Source organism: Mesorhizobium sp. M1E.F.Ca.ET.041.01.1.1 (assembly GCF_003997355.1).
Classification (GTDB): domain Bacteria; phylum Pseudomonadota; class Alphaproteobacteria; order Rhizobiales; family Rhizobiaceae; genus Mesorhizobium.
Window position 1 is genome coordinate 1 of the sequence record NZ_RZSL01000116.1, and the last position, 13,813, is coordinate 13,813.

Consider the following 13,813-nt stretch of genomic DNA (forward strand, 5'->3'; position numbering starts at 1 on the left):
GCTGCTCACCGGCGAAGGTTCGGACGAGCTGTTCGGCGGCTATAAATGGCAGGCGTCGACCATCAGGCTTTGGCGTCAGTCATGGCTGCGACGCCTGTTTCGCCCGAAGGCCGCCCGGGACCGGAAATTTGCGCGGCTTCGTCGCGCCCCGTTCCGCAATTCGATCGGCCGGGGATCGCCCTGGGACCGCAACATCGTGCTGCGTGCGCTCTCGCCGGAACTGAACTTCCTGCAAACCAAGCTGTTCGATCGGCTGGATGGCGTCAGCCCGGACTGCGACCGCGCCTTCCTGGCAAGCTGCCTCTACGATCTCTATTCTCATCTGCAGGACCTGCTGCACCGGCATGACCGCCTCAGCATGGCCGCTTCGGTCGAACTGCGCGTTCCCTTTCTGGAGAACCGGCTGATCGATTTCGCGATGCATCTGCCGAGACGGCACAAATATCGCAACAGGACCGGCAAATGGCTGCTGAAGAAGGTCGCCGAAGGTTATCTGCCGCGTGAAAACATCCATGCGGCAAAGAATGGCTTCGAGATGTCCGGCGCCTTTTCGGCCGGCACGCAGGGGCTGCTGCGCGGCGGCTTCCTGCGCGACGCCATGAAATGGTCGGCATCGGAGCTGGACGACCTCATCGACATGGCCGGGAGCGAAGAATCGTCGAGACTGCGCCTCGTCGGCATGGAGATGCTGCTGAGACTGTATTTGGGCGGCGAGACCGCAGGCAGCCTCACCGAGGCGCTGCACGCCGAGACCAGGGGCGCGAAATAGGCAAGGGTTGGTCCAGACCGGCAAGATGCTTGGCTTAAAGCTTCGCCGACGCATTTTCGCCTTTGCCTTCCTGTTGTTGGGCCGCGATCCTTTTGGCGAGTCGCCGGCGCGACCCTGGCCCGCGGCAAGCGCGAGGCGGCAGATGAAGGCGGAATAGCGACCATGATCGACGACGAGCCGGAAAGCGAACGCGTCTCGGCGCTGGCGCCGTTCCGGCACAGCATCTTCCGCGCCGTCTGGTCGGCCAGTCTGGTGTCGAATTTCGGTGGCCTGATCCAGGGCGTCGGCGCCGCCTGGATGATGACCACGATCGCCACCTCGTCCTACCAGGTAGCGCTGGTCCAGGCCTCGACCACGCTGCCGATCATGCTGTTCGCGCTCATTGCCGGCGCCATCGCCGACAGCTTCAACCGCCGCAAGGTCATGCTGGTGGCGCAGACATTCATGCTGGTCGTCTCGGCGCTGCTGACGGTGTTCACCTGGTTCGGCTGGATGACGCCATGGACGCTGCTTGCCTTCACTTTCCTGATCGACAGCGGCACGGCGCTGAACAGCCCGTCATGGCAGGCCTCGGTCGGCGACATGGTGCCGCGCGCCAAGGTACCGGCGGCGATCGCGCTCAACTCGATGGGCTTCAACATCACACGCAGCGTCGGCCCGGCGATCGGCGGCGTCATCGTTGCCGCCGCGGGTGCGGCCGCCGCCTTCGCCGCCAACGCCATCAGTTATATCGGGCTGATTATCGTGCTGTTCCGCTGGAAGCCGGAAATGCCGGCGCCGACCCTGCCGCGCGAGGCGCTCGGCGCCGCGATGGGCGCCGGCCTGCGCTACGTCGCCATGTCGCCCAACATCGCCAAGGTGCTGGTCCGGGGTTTTGCTTTCGGCTTCAGCGCCGGCGCGGTGCTGGCGCTCCTGCCTCTGGTGGCGCGCGACGTCGTCAAGGGCGACGCCTTGACCTATGGCATCATGCTCGGCGCCTTCGGCATCGGCGCGGTCGGCGGCGCGCTGATCAGCATGCGGCTGAGGCAGTTGCTCTCCAGCGAGACGATGGTGCGCGCCGCCTTCGCCGGCTTTGCGCTCTGCGCCCTCAACGCAGCGGTCAGCCACAATGCCTGGCAGACATCGGCGGGCCTGCTCATCGGCGGCGCCTGCTGGGTGATCGCCCTGTCGCATTTCAACGTCACGGTACAGATGTCGACGCCGCGCTGGGTGGTCGGCCGCGTGCTGTCGATCTACCAGACGGCGACCTTCGGCGGCATTGCGCTGGGGAGCTGGATCTGGGGCGTCGTCGCCGACGCCCATGGCGCCGAGACCGCATTGATGGCGGCCGCCGTCGCCATGCTGGCGGGTGGCGCCATCGGCTTGTTCCTGCCGTTGCCGAAGCAGACGGTTCTCAACCTCGACCCCCTCAACCGGTTCAAGGAGCCGATGCTGTCGCTCGACCTGAAGCCGCGCAGCGGACCGATCGCCATCATGATCGAATACATCATCCGCGAGGAGGACGTGCCGGAGTTCCTCGCCACCATGGCCGAGCGCGGGCGCATCCGCCGCCGCGACGGCGCCCGCAACTGGACGCTCGCGCGCGATCTCGAAAATCCAGGCATCTGGATCGAGCACTACCACACGCCGACCTGGGTCGAGTACATCCGCCACAACAGGCGCGCCACCTATGCCGATGCCGTGGTCGGCGAACGCATCCGCGCGCTCCACAGCGGCGAGAACCCGCCGCGCGTGCGCCGCATGATCGAACGCCCGACCACCGCCGGCACGGCGCTCGTCTCACCAAGGGGGCCGATCGATCACTAATCCGCGTCTTTCGGCTCGAAAGATCTGCCTTTCGATCAGCCGGCGCTCTGCATCATGTAGAGCTTGCGCGTCGTCTCGCGGACCAGCCATTCGCCCTTCCAACCTTGCGGCAGGACGAGAAGGTCGCCCGGACCGAGCTCGCGTATCTCGCCATCGGCGCGGCTGACTGCGGCCCGGCCCGAGATGATGTGGCAGATTTCCGACGAGCCTGAGCGATCGGCGCTGAAGCGACCGGGCGTGCACTCCCATATGCCGATGTCGATGGTCCCGTCCGGCGACTGGAAGAAGGAGCGCACGGCTTCGACCTGATTGCCTTCGATGGATGTCGGCTTGGGCGAGAACGCGCCGATATCGGCCTTGGCGAGGTCGTGGAAAGTCGAAAGGTCGATCAAGCTGGTGGTCTCCATGACTAGAGCAATTCCAGGAAAAGTGTGCAGCGGTTTTCCGCCCGGAATTGCTTAAAAAACAAATAGTTAGAGGTTCAGCGGTTCTATGAAACGCCGGACCGCTCTAGTGGCCAGTGATGCTGTCGGCCAAGGCGGCAAGCTTCGAAGTATGCGCGAGCCCCGCCGCCTCGCGTTGGTCGGCGATGCGGTAGAGCTGGTACATAGATTGGACGCCGAGCCAGCGGAACGGTTCCGGCTCCCATGGCCGGACCTTGCGGTTGACCCAAGGCAACCGTGTAAGATCGGTCTCGTCGCCGAGGATCAGGTCGGCAAGCGTGCGCCCCGACAGGTTGGAGCTCGAGACGCCGAGCCCGACATAGCCGCCGGCCCAACCGATACGCGTCTTGGGATCGAGGCCGACCGTCGTGCACCAGTCGCGCGGCACGCCGAGCACGCCGCACCACGCGTGGTCGATGCGGCACCCCGCCGTCTGCGGCAACAGCGTCGTCAGGATCGTGTGCAACTGGTCGATCGTCGCCTGCTGCGTCTGGCCGTTGACGTCGGTGCGCGAGCCGTAGCGATAAGGCACGCCGCGGCCGCCCATGGTGATGCGCCCCTCGCGCGTGCGCTGGGCATAGCAATAGGCATGCGCCGCGTTGCCGAGCAGCTCATGCCCTTCCCAGCCGATCTCGCGCCAGAGCTCCAGCGACAGCGGCTCGGTGGCGATCTGCGCGCTGTTGAGCGCCAGCCAGGTCCGCTCTTCCCCCGGAATGCCGGCGGTGAACCCTTCGGTCGCGCGGATGACGGTTTCGGCCCGCACCGTGCCTCGGTCGGTGGTCACGCTGCCCTTGGCGATGGACGTCACTGTGGTCTTTTCGTAGATCGGCACGCCGAGCCGCTCGACCGCCTGCGCCAGTCCGCGCACCAGCTTGGCCGGCTGCACACGCGCCTGGCCGTGGATGACGAAGCCGCCCATGACATTTTTGATGTTGATGCGCGCGCGTGTCGCGGCGGCATCGAGCGGCTCGATGCGGTTGGGGTCGGCATCCCAGGAGCGGATCGTCTCGCATTCCTCGCGCACGCGCTCGAGCTGCGCCGGATTGGTGGCGACCGTCAGATTGTCGGCGCGGCGGATATCGGCGTCGATACCTTCCGCCGTCGCCACCCGGATGACTTCGTCGACGCAGCCCGCCATCGCCTTCTGCATGGCGCTCACGCCTTGCCGGGTCGAGGTCTTGAGATATTTCTCGCGCGACCAGCCGAAGCCGCCCGACAGCCAGCCACCATTGCGCCCCGAGGCGCCGAAGCCGGCGAACTCGCGCTCGACGAGCACGATGCGGAGCAAGGGTTTCGCCTTCTTCAGATAATAGGCGGTCCAGAGCCCGGTATAGCCGGCGCCGACGATCGCGACGTCGGCTTCGATGTCGCCGGGCAAAGGCGGACGCGGGGAGGGAACCGCGCCCAGATCCGCATACCAGAACGAGATGTCGCCGTTGCGCTTGACTTGCATGGGATGGTTCCTGGGAGAAGTGCCGATCAGGTCTCCGTCGCGTCTTTGCCACAAGCCTGGCGTCGTCGCCAGCGCAGCAAAATTCCCCACTCGCTCGCCGGGCTGGCTTGAGAAAAAGTTCGCCTACCCCTCACCCGAGAGATCTCGCCGCGCCTTGTCGAGCTCCTCGGCGTAGCGCCGCATCAGATGGCTTTCAGTCAAAAGGCCGAGAACGATGCGGTCGTCGAAATCCTCGACGACAGCCAGCTCTTCAGCGCCTGCGCGCTGGAAGGTCTCGGCGGCGGATTGCACGTTCATCGACGGCACCAGCACCGCATCCTTGAACTGGGCCAGCGCCTGCACCGGCGTGGCGCCGTCGGAAAGATCGCTGTGCAACTCGGGAACGAGCAGGACGCCGGCATAGTGCTTGCCCTCTCCGACGGCGATGACGCGCTGGGCGGAACCGAGCGGGATTTCCTTGCGGAATTCGGCCAGAGTCGTCGCGGCATCGATGGTGCGGACGTCCTTGCGCATCATCGAGCCGACATTGAGGCTGCGCATCCAGCCGACATCGTGGGCGCTGCGGATCGTTTCGCCGCGCAGGTGGAAGCGCCAGGTCGAGAAGGAGTAGCCGAAAGTCTCGCGCACCAGGATCGCCGACATGATCGAAGCCGCCAGCACCACACCGGTAAGCGTGAGGTCGCGGGTGGACTCCAGCGCCAGGAAAGTCATCGTCAGCGGGCCGCCGACGACGCCGACGGCGAGAGAGGTCATGCCGACGACGGCGGCGACTGCCGGATCGATGCCTGTCGATGGCGCGGCGAGCGCCATGACGCCGGCAAAGAGCTTGCCGAGCAGTGCGCCCAGGAACAGCGAAGCAAAGAACAGGCCGCCACGGAACCCGGAGCCGAGCGAAATCGCCGAGGCGGCGAGCTTCAGCACGAAAACGCTGGCCACCACGGGAAGCGCGTAGTTCATGGCGAACTCGCGATGCAGTGCGCCATGCCCGCTGGAAAGCACCTGCGGCGTGACCAGCCCGAGCAGCCCGACAACGACGCCGCCGACGAAAGGCCTGGCCGAAGCGTCGATCGCCAGCCGCACGAAGATGCGCTCGACAATGCTCACCAGATGCATGATCGCGATGGACGCCGCCCCGCCGAGGAGTCCCAGCAGGAGGAACGGCACATACTGGCCGGCGGTCAGCGTCGGCAAACCCGCGAGTTCCAGCGGGAACGGCACGCCGCCGAACACTTCGGCCGTCAGCGAGGCCGCGATCGCCGCCGTCATCACCGGCGCGACATTGGCGACCGAATAGATACCGATGACCAGCTCGAAGCCGTAAAAGGCGCCGGTCAGCGGTGCGTCGAAGGCGGCCGCGATGGCGCCGGCGGCGCCGCAGCCGACCAGAATGCGCACGTCGTTGCGGCGGAGCCGGAAGGCACGGGCCAGCCGCGAGGCGATGCCGGAGCCGATCTGCGTATAGCCGGCTTCCAAACCGACCGAAGCGCCGAAGCCGCTGGAGATCATGGTCTGGCCGACGATGATGAAGGTATCGGTGAGCGACATGCGCCCGCCATAGAGCGCATTGGCCTCGATCGGGTCGACTGGGGTGCGGAACTTCCGCCTTCTCAGCCAGATCACCGAGAGGCCGAGCAGCAGGCCACCCATCGCCGGAAACATCGCCTGCACCGGATTGGCCAGCGAAAACATCGCCGAAAGCCGGCCGCCCGGCTGCACGTCGAAGAGCAGCCAATGCATGCTTTGCACCAGCTCGCTCATGCCGGTGACCAGCGCGCCCGCGATCATGCCGACGAGGCCCGCCATCAGCACGATGACGATGCCGCGCGCCTCGAGCACGGGGATCGAATTGATCAGCACCGCCCGAAGCCGGCGGGCGTAGACTTGCGGTTCGTTTCTGGCAGGCAACGGAGAGGCTCGCCGGTATGCGGAGGGTGGAAAGCTGCCGTGCGTGATACGCGCGGCGGCATTGCGTGACAACCGCAATGCCGACCGCTTATGGCGCCATTTTGGCGCTGCGCCGATTAGTGATGTAGTAAACCCATCGCCTGTCGCAGCGAGTTCGAAGGTTCCGTCACACAGCCAAGCGGAAGTCGGCGCGCCAGCCGAGTTCGTGGACCGCCTTGTCGGTCGTGATATGGCCGTTCGGCTCCGCGACGTTGAACGCGCCCTGCGAACCGCGCTCGATGGAAAGCAGCGCAGCGTAGGCTGCGGCATCGACATGCACGGCCGGATCGGCAGCGGTCTCCGCTCCCGTGCCCGGCCCGTAAAGATGGCCATAGCGCAGCACGATGCCGGTCATGGGCGCTTCGAGAACCCGCCGTTCGAGCGCGATGACGCCGCCGACACTGATGCCGCGGCCGCCCTCAGCGCCGCTGTCGAGCGGATCGGTTTCGGCGTGCGGCTCGGGTCCGGGCGCATAGACCCAGGCAATGCTCTGCGCGATCAGGCGCCTGGCGCCGGCCGCCTGCGCCGCGTCGACCAGATTTCGGGTCCCCTCGTCGCGAACGCGCGCATTTGCGATGATCGCCTCGCCCATCAGGGCGGGATCGAGCCCAGGCGGCAGGTCGGTGAGCTGATGGATGACGATCTCGGGCCTCGCCGCTGCGACGGCGGCACGCAAACCGCCGGCATCGAATACATCGACCACCACCGCATCGGCGCCGATTGCGCGCAGCTCCGCGGCCTTTGCAGCGCGGCGCGTGCTCGCCGTCACCTGATGGCCTGCCTCCAGCAGCTGCGGAACCAGGCGGCGGCCGATCGCGCCGGAAGCGCCGGCAAGAAAGATCCGATAGCCCATCGTCTTCCGCTCCATCTCGCGATAATATCAGAGTTCGAACAACGTATAAGAGCTCTGACATCATGCGCAAGCAGAAAGCGTCCTCGGCCATCCCCGCTCCCGGCGAAGGCAAGCGCGGCGAGAAAGGCTATCTCGGCTATCTGCTGCGACAGGCGGCAGGCGCCTACAGGCTGCGGGTCGAGCGGGCGCTGGGCGAATTCGGCGTGACGCAGCCGCAGTTTGCGACGCTGACCATGCTGTCGGCCTATCCCGGCATCTCCAATGCCGATCTCGCCCGGCTCGCGGTGCTCACGCCGCAGACGGTAAGCGTGATCGTCGCCAATCTGGAAAAGGCCGGATCGCTCGTGCGCAAGCCGCATGCGGTGCACGGGCGCATCCAGCATCTCGACCTCAGCGACAGCGGCCGCGCCTTGCTGAAGAAATGTCGTGAACGTGTGCAGCGGCTCGAAAGCGAACTGACGGTCGGGCTATCCGCTCACGAGGAACGCGCCGTCCGGCACTGGCTCGTCGTCGTCGCCACCGCGGACGCGGCGCAGCTGTAAACCGCCCCTCTCCCACCCTCGCGCAAGCTTGGCCGGCTACGGTCGGGGGCCAGCCTTTGTGCTGGGCAGGTATGGATTCGAGGACGACATGGCGATCAGCGAAACAATCCCGTCCGGCGTGGTGGGCAAGAACGGCCGCGACGTCTTCTTCGCGCTCGGCATCGTCGTCATCCTGGCGGTGCTGTTCCTGCCGATCCCGGCGTTCCTCATCGACATCGGCCTTGCCTTCTCGATCGCGCTCTCGGTGCTGATCCTGATGGTGGCGCTCTGGATCCAGCGGCCGCTGGATTTTTCCTCCTTCCCGACCGTGCTGCTCATCGCCACGATGCTGCGGCTGTCGCTCAACATCGCCACGACGCGCATGATCCTGTCGCACGGCAATGAGGGCACGCATGCCGCCGGCTATGTCATCTCCGGCTTCTCGAAGCTGGTGATGTCGAGCGACTTCGTCATCGGCCTCATCGTCTTCATGATCCTGATCGTGGTGAACTTCATCGTCATCACCAAGGGCGCCACCCGCATCGCCGAGGTCGGCGCGCGCTTCACCCTCGACGCCATCCCCGGCAAGCAGATGTCGATCGACGCCGATCTCTCCGCCGGCATGATCGACGAGAAGACCGCGCAGCTCCGCCGCCGCGAGCTGGAGGAGGAATCCTCCTTCTTCGGCTCGATGGACGGTGCCTCGAAATTCGTGCGCGGCGACGCGATCGCTGGCCTCATCATCACCGCCATCAACATCGTCGGCGGCATCGCCATCGGCTATCTGCGCCACGGCATGGGCCTCGGCCAGGCGGCCGACGTCTTCATCAAGCTGTCGGTCGGCGACGGGCTCGTCACCCAGATCCCGGCCCTCATCGTCTCGCTCGCCGCCGGCATGCTGGTCTCCAAGGGCGGCACCCGCGGTTCGGCCAACCAGGCGGTGTTCGGCCAGCTCGGCGCCCATCCGCGCGCGCTCTATGTCGCGGCCTCGCTGCTCGTCATCCTTGGCCTGATGCCCGGCCTGCCGCTGTTCCCGTTCTTTGCGCTGGCCGGCGCCATGGCCGGGCTCGGCTACGTCATCCCGTTGCGTCACAACCGGGCGCTGGCCGCGGCCGAGGCGCAGAAGAACCAGGAAAAGGCGAACAAGGTCGAGGAGGAGAAGAACTCGGTCAAGGCGTCCCTGGCCACAGCCGAGATCGAGCTGCTGATCGGCAAGCAGCTCTCGACCCGGCTGCTGGTGGCGCATCAGGAACTGGTGTTCCGCATGTCGAAGATGCGAAAGAAATTCGCGCAGCAATACGGCTTCGTCGTGCCGGAAGTGCGCGTCACCGACGACTTCGCCATCCCGCCCAAGAGCTACCAGATCAAGGTCCACGGCACGGTCGTTGCCGAATACCAGATGCGCGTCGGCGAAATCATGGTGCTGCTCGGCACGCGCGGCGTGCCCGATATCCCGGGCGAGGAGATCCGCGAGCCGGCTTTCGGCATGCGCGCCTATTCGGTGCTCGAGACCTTCGCCGAGGACCTGAAGCGCGAGAACTACACCTTCGCCGACAACATGTCGGTGCTGCTCACCCATCTCTCGGAGGTCATCCGCAACAACCTGCCGCAGCTTCTTTCCTACAAGGACATGAAGGCGCTGCTCGAGCGGCTGGACCCCGAATACCGCAAGCTAGCCGACGAAATCTGCACCTCGCACATCTCCTATCCCGGCCTGCAGGCGGTGCTGAAGCTTCTGCTCGCCGAGCGCGTCTCGATCCGCAACCTGCACCTGATCATCGAGGCCATCGCCGAGATCGCGCCGCATGTGCGCCGCACAGAGCAGATCGTCGAGCATGTGCGCATACGCATGGCGCAGCAGATCTGCGGCGATCTTTCCGAAGGCGGCATGCTCAAGGTGCTGCGCCTCGGCAACCGCTGGGACCTTGCTTTCCATCAAAGCCTCAAGCGCGACGCCAAGGGCGAGGTGCGCGAGTTCGACATCGATCCGCGCCAGCTCGAGGAATTCGGCCAGGACGCGACCAAGGCGATCCGCAAGCATCTCGAAGCCGGCGAACGCTTTGTCCTCGTCACCGCGCCCGACGCGCGCCCCTATGTGCGCATGATCATCGAGCGGCTGTTCACGACGCTTCCCGTTCTCTCCCATGTCGAGATCGCCAAGGGCGTCGAGATCAAGGTGCTCGGAACGATCTCGTGAACGCGCTCTCGCAAGGCGTCGTCATCGCCGCCTTCCTCGCCTTCTGCCGCATCGGCGCCTGCTTCATGCTGATGCCCGGCATCTCCAGCACCCGCGTGCCTCTCCAGGTCCGGCTGTTCGTGTCGATTGCGGCCACCGGCGGCCTGCTCGCCTTCCTCTGGGATAAAATCTACCCGTTCGTCGATCCGCGCCCGCAGGTCTTGGCGCCGATGATCGTCTCCGAGCTTCTGGTCGGCGGGCTGATCGGCGCCATGACCAGGCTCTATATGGAAGCGCTGCGCTTCATGGGTTCGGCCATCGCCATGCTGATCGGCTATGGCGGCTCCGGCGGACCGGCGATCGAGGAGCCTGAGCCGCAGGCAGCACTTGCCGCCATCATCTCGTTCTCGGCGCTGCTTCTGCTGTTCGTCTTCGATTTCGACCATGAGATCGTGCGCGCGCTGGTCGCTTCCTACACGGTCGCGCCGGTCAACGTGTTCTTCAACCCGCAGGCGGCGCTCGTCGACGTCACCGACACGGTGTCGGACGCGTTCTTCCTGGTCCTCCGCCTCGGCAGCCCCTTCGTCGCCTATGCCATCCTGGTCAATTTGACGATCGGCTTCGTCAACAAGCTGACGCCGCAGATCCCGGTCTATTTCATCTCGCTGCCCTTCGTCATCGCCGGCGGGATGATCATCTTCTACTTCGCCGTCGGCACCTTGCTGTCGCTGTTCGTCGACGGCTTTGTCGACCTGACGCTGGCGAGATAACCCGATGACCTCGCGCAAGGACCGCCTGAAGAAGCTGGTCAAGGTACAGGAGCAGTTGAAGGCGCTGCACGAGACCCGCCATGCCGGTTTTCTCTCCGCGGCCGCGGCGGCGGAATCGGAAGCGAGGGAACTCATCGAGCATTTCGACACCGACAGCTCGCTGGCCGGTCTGTTCCCGGCGCTTTACCATCGCCGCATCGCCGCTGCGCTCGGCCGGAAGGAACAGAGCCTCGAGAATGCCCGGCAGGAGGCGGCGCTGATCGCCAGGGCAACCGCCCGCACCAACATGGTCGAACGCGCCTACAAGGACGTGCGCCGCCGCGACGAGCGCGAGCGCTCGGACCGCGAGCGGCTCGACCTGATCGCGCAGAAGCGGCGCGACGAATAGCGTCCAGAATTCCTCGCCAGACCCGATGTTGATGTCCGCGGGCGTTGCGCGGTCATGCGACAACGATGGCGCCGGCCATCAATCTCAGGAACCTTTTGGCCGCCGCGGCGTCAATTCTGGGTCCGACACCCGAATGGATGGATCGTCGGCAAACCTTCCGAAGGAGGGTCACCAATGACCGCGCAGAAAAATCCTGATCTAGGCCCCGACTTCACGGTCGGAGTGCCGATTGCAGCGTTTGGCGAGAGCGTGCTGCTTGGGGGCCATGTCGGCGAGGAGCCGGTGCTTCTGGCGCGTGTCGGCGAGGAAGTGCTGGCGGTCGCAGGCAAGTGCACCCACTACGGTGGGCCGCTGGCCCAGGGGATCGTGGTCGACGACACGGTTCGATGTCCCTGGCACCACGCCTGCTTCAATCTCCGTACCGGCGAGGCGCTCGCCGCGCCCGCCTTCGACCCGCTGCAGCGATGGAGCGTGGAGCGCCGGGGCGATCGCATCTTCGTGACCGGCAAGGTTCCGGCAGACAAGGAGGCCGCATCGTCATCGCAGCCGGATGCGGCAGGCCAACAGGAGCGCATCGTCATTGTGGGTGGCGGTGCCGCCGGGTTCGCGGCAGCCGAAATGCTGCGCCGCGGCCAGTTCGCCGGCGAAATCACCATGCTCAGTTCGGACGATGACGCACCTTACGACCGCCCCAACCTGTCCAAGGACTATCTTGCCGGGACGGCGCCCGAGGCGTGGATTCCGCTGCGCGGCCCAAAATTCTACGCCCGCACCAAGATCGACCTCCAGTTGCAGACGACGTGTGAGCGTATCGACGTCGACGGTCGGGCGGTGATTGCCGGCGACGGTCGGGTCTTTCCGTTCGACCGCCTTCTGCTGGCGACGGGGGCTGAGCCGATTCGCCTGCCGCTTGCCGGCACCGATCGCGACCACGTCTTCACATTGCGGTCGCTGGCCGACAGCCGCGCTATCATCGAGCACGCTCAAAGCTCGAAGACGGCGGTCTTGCTCGGCGCGGGGTTCATCGGACTGGAGGTGGCGGCAGCCCTTCGCAAGCGTGGCCTCGCGGTCCACGTTGTCGCACCGGAGGCCTATCCGCTTGAAGCAGTCCTTGGACCGGAACTCGGCGCATTCATCCGCTCGCTGCACGAAGAGCATGGCGTCGTTTTCCATCTGGGCGCGACGGCCGAACGGATAACCACCCGGACCGTCGCGTTGAGCGACGGCCAAGTGATCGATGCCGATCTTGTCGTCGTCGGCGTCGGCGTGAAGCCGCGCGTCTCGCTGGCCGCCGATGCGGGCATCGCCGTCGACCAGGGTGTGCTCGTGAACGAATTCCTCGAGACAAGCGTGGCCGGCATATTCGCTGCTGGCGACGTTGCTCAATGGCTTGACTTGAAGACGTCTGAGTCGCGGCGCGTCGAGCACTGGGTCGTGGCGGAACGCCAGGGGCAGATTGCGGCGCTAAACATGCTCGGCCTTCGGCAACCCTTCTCGAGCGTTCCGTTCTTCTGGAGCGCACACTACGACGTATCGATCCGCTATGTCGGCTACGCCCGGTCGTGGGACTCCGTCGAGATCGATGGGAGCATCGCCGATCGCGATTGTCTGGTCGGCTACAAGAAGGGCGGCAAGATTATCGCCGTTGCCGCCATCGGTCGTGACGTGCAGGCTCTGGCCTGCGAGGTTTCCATGGCTTGATCACGCGTTCGACTGCTGGAAAGCGTTCGAGCAGTGTCGAGACGCTGGACTTTGACGCCAACGGCGGAAATCCGTGCCCTGGCGCCCGGCGGACGAACGATCCACTTCGGCAATCCGGTCCTCTGGCCAAATCCCCAGGTAAGCCTGCCACAAGCTTGTTGGGTCATTGTGCAACTAACAAAACCCGACAAAAAGGCAGTGCTTTCTTGGCCATCTCACCACCCAGCGACATCGTTATGGACGTCGCCCGCGCAGCGGAGCCGGCCGATGTCGAGGCGGCGCGTGCCGCGCTTGCGAGGCGTACCGGTGGCGCCCCGGGCACGTTCTCCGTCGATCCGGCAACCACTGTCGATGCTGGTTCCGTGCTCTCACGCGCAACAGCCGACAAAGCCGAAGCGGCGAACCCGGCGAAAAAATTCCAGCGCTTCGAGGCGATGGTGCTGACGACTTTCATCCAGAACATGATGCCAAAGGACACCGAAGGCGTTTATGGCAAGGGCCTGGCCGGCGACATGTGGAAGTCGCAGCTTGCCGAAAAGGTGGCCGATGTCATGGCCGCGCACGGCGGCATCGGCATCGCCAAATCAATGCTCGCCGACCACTATCTGGACGGCAAGCACAAGGTGCCGGTCGGGCCCGTTGGGGGCGGACCGGAGAAGGTCGAGATCGACCGGCAGACCAGGCTTTCGACCTCGATGATCGAGGAGCTTGAGCGCAAGGCCGCCCGGTCGATGACCGGCGACGACACGACCAAAAAAACAGACATCAAGATCTAGGGATTTACATGGCCGACCAAACGGATTTTTCCAACCTGCCTGCACGGACCACCGCCACGGAAGCGTCGATCGCGCCTGCGCGGCCCGGCAACCTCGCAGCCATCATCGGCCGTATCGAAGAAGCGGTGGACGAGGAAACGGCGGGTATCCGCAGCGGAACCGGTTACAACCTCAAGGCCTCGAATGCCCGCAAGAGCCGCTATCTCTACGAGC

Annotated in this window: 12 protein-coding genes and 1 pseudogene; 9 read left to right on the plus strand and 4 right to left on the minus strand. The window is 65.4% G+C overall.

Annotation, left to right across the window (positions count from 1 at the left end):
- Positions 1-769: asparagine synthase C-terminal domain-containing protein (locus tag EOA38_RS12500; protein WP_145965952.1), on the plus strand; the 769-nt coding region annotated here is incomplete at its 5' end.
- Positions 770-931: 162 nt separating this feature from the next.
- Positions 932-2,575, plus strand: a complete 1,644-nt coding sequence (locus tag EOA38_RS12505; RefSeq protein WP_127299335.1) for an MFS transporter — start codon at positions 932-934, stop codon at positions 2,573-2,575.
- A gap of 35 nt (positions 2,576-2,610) precedes the next feature.
- Here EOA38_RS12505 and EOA38_RS12510 read toward each other — a convergent pair whose 3' ends face one another.
- The 4 genes from EOA38_RS12510 to EOA38_RS12525 form a co-directional block, all read right to left on the minus strand.
- A complete protein-coding gene (locus EOA38_RS12510; protein WP_127299336.1) occupies positions 2,611-2,982 on the minus strand; it encodes a cupin domain-containing protein in 372 nt (123 codons plus the stop codon).
- Between the two features lie 103 nt (positions 2,983-3,085).
- A complete protein-coding gene (locus tag EOA38_RS12515) occupies positions 3,086-4,471 on the minus strand; it encodes an FAD-binding oxidoreductase (protein WP_127299337.1) in 1,386 nt (461 codons plus the stop codon).
- A gap of 123 nt (positions 4,472-4,594) precedes the next feature.
- Entirely contained in the window at positions 4,595-6,376 is a 1,782-nt protein-coding gene (locus EOA38_RS12520; protein ID WP_127299338.1) for a chloride channel protein, read from the minus strand.
- A gap of 166 nt (positions 6,377-6,542) precedes the next feature.
- Positions 6,543-7,268, minus strand: coding sequence for an NAD(P)-dependent oxidoreductase (locus EOA38_RS12525; RefSeq protein ID WP_127299339.1), 726 nt, complete (start codon positions 7,266-7,268; stop codon positions 6,543-6,545).
- A gap of 62 nt (positions 7,269-7,330) precedes the next feature.
- Here EOA38_RS12525 and EOA38_RS12530 point away from each other — a divergent pair, with 62 nt between their 5' ends.
- The 7 genes and pseudogenes from EOA38_RS12530 to EOA38_RS12560 form a co-directional block, all read left to right on the plus strand.
- Positions 7,331-7,810, plus strand: coding sequence for a MarR family transcriptional regulator (locus EOA38_RS12530; protein WP_127299340.1), 480 nt, complete (start codon positions 7,331-7,333; stop codon positions 7,808-7,810).
- Between the two features lie 88 nt (positions 7,811-7,898).
- Positions 7,899-9,986: a flagellar biosynthesis protein FlhA gene (gene flhA / locus EOA38_RS12535; RefSeq protein ID WP_126092167.1), complete on the plus strand. Its 2,088-nt coding sequence runs from the start codon at positions 7,899-7,901 to the stop codon at positions 9,984-9,986.
- Positions 9,983-10,735: a flagellar biosynthetic protein FliR gene (gene fliR / locus EOA38_RS12540; RefSeq protein WP_127299341.1), complete on the plus strand. Its 753-nt coding sequence runs from the start codon at positions 9,983-9,985 to the stop codon at positions 10,733-10,735. Before flhA ends, fliR begins: the two co-directional genes overlap by 4 nt.
- A 4-nt stretch (positions 10,736-10,739) precedes the next feature.
- On the plus strand, positions 10,740-11,123 hold the full coding sequence (locus EOA38_RS12545; RefSeq protein WP_126092165.1) for a hypothetical protein: 384 nt from the start codon (positions 10,740-10,742) through the stop codon (positions 11,121-11,123).
- Between the two features lie 174 nt (positions 11,124-11,297).
- Positions 11,298-12,824, plus strand: coding sequence for an FAD-dependent oxidoreductase (locus EOA38_RS12550; RefSeq protein ID WP_127299342.1), 1,527 nt, complete (start codon positions 11,298-11,300; stop codon positions 12,822-12,824).
- A 236-nt stretch (positions 12,825-13,060) separates the two neighbouring features.
- Positions 13,061-13,600: a rod-binding protein gene (locus EOA38_RS12555; RefSeq protein ID WP_126095773.1), complete on the plus strand. Its 540-nt coding sequence runs from the start codon at positions 13,061-13,063 to the stop codon at positions 13,598-13,600.
- 8 nt (positions 13,601-13,608) lie between these two features.
- Positions 13,609-13,813, plus strand: a pseudogene (locus tag EOA38_RS12560) (hypothetical protein); the annotation flags it as partial.